The 6,259-nt window shown below is 70.8% G+C and carries 8 protein-coding genes; 3 read left to right on the forward strand and 5 right to left on the reverse strand.

Annotated features, from left to right (window positions below; translation table 11 throughout):
- Positions 1-177: 177 nt before the first annotated feature.
- Both JHD63_RS21365 and JHD63_RS21370 read left to right on the forward strand, forming a co-directional pair.
- Positions 178-540, forward strand: a complete 363-nt coding sequence (locus JHD63_RS21365) for a translation initiation factor Sui1 (RefSeq protein WP_198972815.1) — start codon at positions 178-180, stop codon at positions 538-540.
- Positions 541-544: 4 nt separating this feature from the next.
- The gene (locus tag JHD63_RS21370) at positions 545-760 is read left to right on the forward strand and encodes a DUF3820 family protein (RefSeq protein WP_198972816.1); all 216 of its coding nucleotides are present in this window, start codon (positions 545-547) and stop codon (positions 758-760) included.
- 11 nt (positions 761-771) lie between these two features.
- On the opposite strand, the gene JHD63_RS21375 is transcribed toward JHD63_RS21370, so the two are convergent.
- From JHD63_RS21375 to JHD63_RS21385, 3 genes are all read right to left on the reverse strand, one after another.
- Positions 772-1,485, reverse strand: coding sequence for a sulfite exporter TauE/SafE family protein (locus JHD63_RS21375; protein ID WP_198972817.1), 714 nt, complete (start codon positions 1,483-1,485; stop codon positions 772-774).
- Entirely contained in the window at positions 1,482-2,909 is a 1,428-nt protein-coding gene (locus JHD63_RS21380) for an amidohydrolase family protein (RefSeq protein WP_198972818.1), read from the reverse strand. The genes JHD63_RS21375 and JHD63_RS21380 overlap by 4 nt, the downstream gene beginning before the upstream one ends.
- A 95-nt stretch (positions 2,910-3,004) precedes the next feature.
- Entirely contained in the window at positions 3,005-4,354 is a 1,350-nt protein-coding gene (locus JHD63_RS21385) for a uracil-xanthine permease family protein (protein WP_198972819.1), read from the reverse strand.
- A 148-nt stretch (positions 4,355-4,502) separates the two neighbouring features.
- Here JHD63_RS21385 and JHD63_RS21390 point away from each other — a divergent pair, with 148 nt between their 5' ends.
- Positions 4,503-5,543, forward strand: coding sequence for a LacI family DNA-binding transcriptional regulator (locus JHD63_RS21390; protein ID WP_198972820.1), 1,041 nt, complete (start codon positions 4,503-4,505; stop codon positions 5,541-5,543).
- Between the two features lie 24 nt (positions 5,544-5,567).
- On the opposite strand, the gene JHD63_RS21395 is transcribed toward JHD63_RS21390, so the two are convergent.
- Entirely contained in the window at positions 5,568-5,861 is a 294-nt protein-coding gene (locus JHD63_RS21395) for a hypothetical protein (RefSeq protein ID WP_198972821.1), read from the reverse strand.
- Positions 5,862-5,866: 5 nt separating this feature from the next.
- On the reverse strand, positions 5,867-6,091 hold the full coding sequence (locus tag JHD63_RS24815; protein ID WP_370590610.1) for a general secretion pathway protein GspB: 225 nt from the start codon (positions 6,089-6,091) through the stop codon (positions 5,867-5,869).
- Positions 6,092-6,259 lie beyond the last annotated feature (168 nt).

A 6,259-nucleotide genomic window follows, 5' to 3' on the forward strand; every position in this document is an offset into this window, starting at 1 on the left:
TGAAGCTCGGGCTGCAGGCCAAGCGCAAGCGCGCTGGCTGGAGCCTGCCCTATCTGGAGCACCTCATGGGCATGGGAGCGGCTCTGGGGATGGGGGGCTCTGGTTAGATGCGATTGCCCTGCCCAGGCTGAGCCTTGGCTAGAAGCATTTTTCTTTCACATTCTGGTTTTGCACACCATGCGACACCGTGACGGCCCTGGCGGCCTGGTCTATTCCACCGATGCGGGCCGCATGTGCCCGGCCTGCCGCCAGCCGGTGGCGCAGTGCGTGTGCAAGGCCCAGGCGGCGGCGCCGCGCGGCGACGGCACGGTGCGCGTGTCCTACGAGACCAAGGGCCGCGGCGGCAAGGGCGTGACCGTGGCGCGCGGCATCCCGCTGGCCGCCGACGCGCTGGCCGCGCTGGGCAAGCAGTTGCGCAGCGCCTGCGGCGCCGGCGGCACGGTGAAGGACGGCACGGTCGAGGTCCAGGGCGACCACCGCGAGACGGTGATCGCGGCGCTGCAGCGGCAGGGCTACACCGTCAAGCGCACGGGCGGATAGCGCCGTGGAGGCGGAGGACCTGCACAAGCTGGTCACACGCGAGATGCCCTTTGGCAAGCACAAGGGCTGCGTCATCGCCGACCTGCCGGCCAATTACCTGCACTGGTTCGCGCGCGAGGGCTTCCCGCCCGGGGAGATCGGGCGGCTGCTGGCGCTGATGTGGGAGATCGACCACAACGGGTTGAAGCACCTGCTGGCGCCGCTGCGGCGGGGCCGGTAGGCGCGCCATGATCAGAAGGAGTGCAGCAGCAGCGCCGCGCCCGACACGATCGCGAAGACCTGGACGAAGATGCGCAGCACGCGGCCGTCGATGCGGCGATGCACCATGCGGCTGAGCACGGCGCCCACGACCAGCGCAGGCAGCAACTGGGCGGCGGCGTGGAGCTGCGGGCCGTCGATGCGGCCGGCCACCAGCAGCGTGGCGAGCGACACCAGCTCGCCGACCAGAAAGCACAGCGCGATGGTCGAACGCATGGTGGGCGCGGGCTGGTGCTGGTAGACCAGCGCCAGCGGCGGCCCGCCGATGCCGGTCGCGGTTTCGGTGATGCCGGTGACCAGCCCCGCCGCCACGAAGGCGCCGCGGCCCGGCGAGAAGGCCGGCATCACCAGGGTGGCCAGCGCCGCCGCGATGGTCGAGGCGCCGACGAACAGCGACAGGTGGCTCGCGCTCAGCGCCGCCAGCACCCAGAGGCCGCCGACGGTGCCGAGCATGCGCCCGCCGGTGATCCAGCCCGCGCCGACGCGGTCGATGGCGCCGCGCTCGCGCCACATCACGTAGAAGTTGAGCGGCAGCATCAGCGCCAGCACGCAGACGGGCAGCAGATCGGGGCGCACGATGCCGATCACCGGCGCGGCGATCAGCGCAAAGCCGACACCGGTGGCGCCCTGCACGAAGGCGGCGATCAGCACGGCGAGGGAAACGAGCAGGAGGTGCTGCGCGCTCATTGCGGGCTCCGTGCGCCCGCGGCGCGCGCCAGGCTGAGGCGGCGGTGCTCGGCCGCCTTGGGGTGCAGGCGCACGATCGGCGCGCGGTCCATGGCGGCATGGGCGGCGCGCGCGATGCGGTGCTGCAGCGCGCGCGCGTCCCAGTCGGGCGGCCAGCCTTGCCACAGGCGCAGGCGCCCGGCGACGAAGACGGCGGTGATCTGGTCGCGGTTGCCCAGGCGCACGAGGTCCCACGTGAGGTCGACCGAGGTACACATCTCGGGCGTATCGACGTCGACGATGAGGAAGTCGGCCGCCTTGCCCACGGCGATCTCGCCGGTCAGGTGGTCCAGGCCCACGGCGCGCGCGCCTTCGTGCGTGGCGTGGTCGAACCAGGTCCAGCCGCCGCCGCTCGATGCGTCGCCGATGGACAGGCCGAAGGCCAGCTTCTGCGCGGCCTCGGCCGCGTCCATCAGGCGGAAGGCGTCGCTGCGCGTGGCGTCGCTGCCCAGGCCGAAGCGGATGCCCATCGCGGCCATCAGGTTGGCGGGCGCCACGGCGTTGCCCTTCCACTGGCTGGCGACGGGGTTGTAGCTCACGGCGGTGTCGGTGTCGCGCAGCAGCATGAGTTCCGAGGGCGTGACCAGCGTGCCGTGCGCGATCAGCACCTGCGGGCCGAGCGCGCCCAGCTGCGCCAGCAGTTCGAGCGGCCGCCTGCCGCGCTGCACCACCGAGCGCTCGACCGATGCGAGGTGTTCGTTGACGTGCGTCTGGAAGATGGCGCGCGCCTCGGCGCACTGGGCCGATACGGTGCGCAGCATCTCGTCGGAGGCGGCCTCGGGCACCGAGATGGCCAGCGAGGGGTGCACCAGCTCCGCGTCGGACCACTGCTGCAGGAACTGCGCGGCGCGCGCGCGGATCGCCTGGCGGTCGGCGGCGCTGCTGTCGTTGCCGCCGTCGTTGCAGATCAGGCCCAGCACGCAGCGCAGACCGGCCTCCTGCACGGCGGCTGCGACGGCGCCGATGTCACCCGGCGCGCGCGTGCCCGCGTCGCACACCGTGGTGAAGCCGCCGCGCAGCGATTCGAGCGCGGCGAGCTTGGAGGCCATGTAGACGAACTCGTCGTCCAGGCTCGACTCAAGCGGCACCCACACGCGCCGGAAGATCTCCGACGGCTCGCCATAGGCCAGCGACTTGCCGAAGGACTGCGTGAGGTGGTGATGCGCGTCGATCATTCCCGGCATCAGCAGCTTGCCGGGCAACGGCAGCGGCGTGAGCTGCGGATAGCGGGCGATGAGCGCGTGGGCGGGGCCGACATCGCGGAAGCGGCCGCCCGCCATCCGCACGGCATGGCCGGTCGCGGGGCCCTCGCGCAGCATCAGGTGGTCGGGGACGAGCAGCAGCTCGTCGGCCGCGAACAGCGCGGCATCGAGATCAGAGGACATGGTCACGAAAGACAGTCAGGGACGGAAGAACAGGCAAGTAGAGGGGCAAGGCGATGTGCGCGCGAAGCGCGCGCAACGTGCCGCGGCGCGGCGCCTCATTGCGGCGCAGGCGCCACCTCCGGGTTTTCGGCGCTGTCGGCGCTTTCGGCATGGACGCGGTTGAACACCATGTTGAGCACCACCGCCGTGAGCGAGCCCATGGCCAGGCCGTTGCCCAGCACCAGTTGCAGCGTGTCTGGAAAGCGGCTGTAGAGCCCCGGCACGACGATGGGCAGCAGGCCCATGGTCAAGGCGGCCGCCAGCACGAACATGTTGCCGCGCTGATGCAGGTCGACCTTGCGCAGCATGTCGATGCCCATGGTGCCGATGATCGCGAACACCACCATCGCGGTGCCGCCGACAACGGCAGAGGGAATGGCGCTGGCCAGCCGGCCCAGCGGCGCCGACGGCGCGATGAGCACCAGGATCACGCCGGCGGCCGCCGTGACGTAGCGCGAGCGCACGTTGGTGGCGCGCACGATGCCGATGTTCTCGCCGCTGGTGATGATCATCGACGTGCCGAACAACCCGCCCGCCAGCGAGACCAGCGCGTCGCCCCGGATGGTGCGCGGCACCACCTCGCGCGGCTCGATCCTGCGGCCCACCGCTTCGGCCACCGCCACCGTCTGGCCCGTGGCCTCGACCATCGAGATGACGCTGAAGATCAGCAGCGGCACGGCCGCCACCAGGTCGAAACGCGGCATGCCGAAGGGCAGCAGCGTCGGCGCGCTCCAGATCGGCCCGGCCGCCACGGCACTGAAGTCCATCAGCCCGCAGGCGGCCGCCAGCACCGTGCCGGCCAGCAGCCCGAGCAGCACCGCGAGCTGGCCGAGCATGCCCTTGAGCACGCGCGCGAACAGCACCGTGAAGCCGATGGTCGCGAGCGCCAGGCCGATGTTCACCGGGTCGGCGAAGGTGGCCGTGCCGGGCCTGCCCGCGATGATGCCGCCGTACACCTTCACGAGGTTGATCGACACCAGCAGCAGCAGGGTGCCGATGACGATCCTCGGAAAGTAGCGCAGGCAGCGCGCGAACACCGGCAGCACCAGGAAGTAGAACAGCGCCGTGAGGATCACCGCGCCCGAGGCGGTCTGCAGGTCGCGCTGCTGGGCGATGGTCACGAACATCACGATCGGCGCGCCGCCCGGCACCATCACGAACGGCAGGCGCGCGCCGAACCTCCATGGCCCGAACGACTGCAGCAGCGTGCCTACGCCGCACAGCAGAAAGGTGGCGCTGATCAGGTTCACCGTGAGCGCCGAATCCAGGCCCAGCGCCTTGGCCACCAGGAACACCGAGGTGATGGGCACGGCTGCCATCACCAGCACATGCTGCAGGCCGAACAGGAGCAGTTGCGAAACGGGCAGCACTGCGTCGACGGCGGGGGCGTCGCAAGCACGGGACATGATTCGAATCCTTTGACCGGACTTGCGCCCAAATCGATTTGGGCGCGCTGGTAAAAAAAGCCGCCGAAGCGGGTGAAGTACATTTCGGAACAGCCAGCCCCAAAACGATTTGGGAATTGAATCACCGGTTTTTGAAAAGGTCAACGGGATGAGCCCCAATCTACCGCCGCGGGTCACCATCAAGGACGTGGCCCGGGAAGCGGGCGTGTCGCCGACCACCGTCTCCCATGCGCTCAACGCCCGGGGCCAGGTCGATGCGCAGACGCGCGCGCGGGTGGAGAAAGCTGCGCTGAAACTGGGCTACCGGCCCAATCGCAATGCGCAGAGGCTGCGCACCGGCGAGGCGCACATGATCGTGCTGCTGTCGTCGATGCCGTTCGCCGTGGCCGGCGGCCCGTCACGGCTGGGCTTCCTGATGGAGGTGGCGGCGGTGGCGGCCGCAGCGGCACTCGACCGCCGGCTGGCGCTGGTGCTGGCGCCGCCCATGGAAACCGGGCGGGTGCCGATGGAAATGCTGGACGTGGACGGCGCGCTGGTCATCGAGCCTTCGGCGGGCGATCCGAACATGGCCTACCTGCTGCGGCGCGGCCTGCCGGTGGTGGCCATCGGCAAGCCGGCCGAAGAGGCCGCGGACGGGCCGGCGTTGCCGCCGTATGTCGACATTCATTCGGGACAGACAACGCACCTGCTGCTCGAACACCTGCATGCGCAGGGTGCGCGCAAGGTCGCGATGATCCTCGGCTCGGCGCAGCGCAACTCCTACGTGGAAGGTCGGGCCGCGTACCTGGCGTTCGCCGCCGGGCGCGGGCAGGCGCCGCTGCTGTCGCTGGTCGACGAGGTGGACGGCGAGAACGGCGGCCGCCAGGCTGCGCTCGCGCTGCTGGCCCGGCACCCCGACATCGATGCCTTCTGCGTGCCGGTGGACGCCTTCGCCACGGGCGCGGTGGCCGCCATCCTCGAGTCGGGCCGGCGCATTCCGGACGACGTGATGGTCGCCACGCGCTACGACGGCGTGCGCGCCCGCACCTGCGTGCCGCCGCTCACGGCCGTGGACCTGCATCTGGACGAGATCGCGCAACAGGCCATTGCGCTGCTGTTCGATCACCTGCGCGGCGACACCCGCCGCCGCCAAGTCGCGGGACCGGCTGCCCAACTGGTGCCGCGCCTGTCGTCGCTGCGTCGAGCGTGATGCGCTGCCGGGCGCGGGGCGCCCTCAGTCGATCACGACCTTGCCCTCTTTCACCAGGACGGCGAACCTGGCGGTCTCATCGGCGATCTGCTGCGCCGGCGCGACGACGATCAGCGCGACGAATCCGTTGTCGAAGAAATCGTGGTTGAGCACGCAGTAGTCGACCACCACGCCTGACTCGACAGCCACAAGGCATTGCTGCCTTGCGACCGCCTGGCGCACCCAGGCGCCACGGCTGGCGTTGGAGCGTGCATATGCATCGCATGCGAGCATTGCGCACAGGTCTTCCGGCGCAGCCTGCCGGATGCCGAGGCCCATGACGCTCAATACCCCACCGCGTACCGATAGCCCTTGAAGCGCAGCACCGCCTGCTGCGGCTCGATGCGCTCCAGCACCACGCCGGGCGCGGCGGTGTCGCCCTCGTGCAGCACCTGGCCGTTGACGATCACCATGCGGTAGAGCGGGTTGGCCGAGTAGGTGGCGCCGCTGAAGCTGAGCGCGGGCAGTTGCTGGCGCACGGCTTCGGGCAGCTCGTGCAGCGCGAGCACGCGCGGCTGGGCGGGTTTGGGCGCGGGGGCCGGCGCGGGGAGGGGTTCTTCGCGCGCGGCGGCCGGGCGTGCCGGTGGTGCAGCCTTGGCGCTGTCTCTTATACACATCTAAAAGGGGGGGGGGGGGGGGGGGGGGGGGGGGGGGGGGGGGGGGGGGGGGGGGGGGGG

Origin of the sequence: Xylophilus sp. ASV27, assembly GCF_016428875.1 — a bacterium.
Taxonomy (GTDB): Bacteria; Pseudomonadota; Gammaproteobacteria; order Burkholderiales; family Burkholderiaceae_C; genus Xylophilus.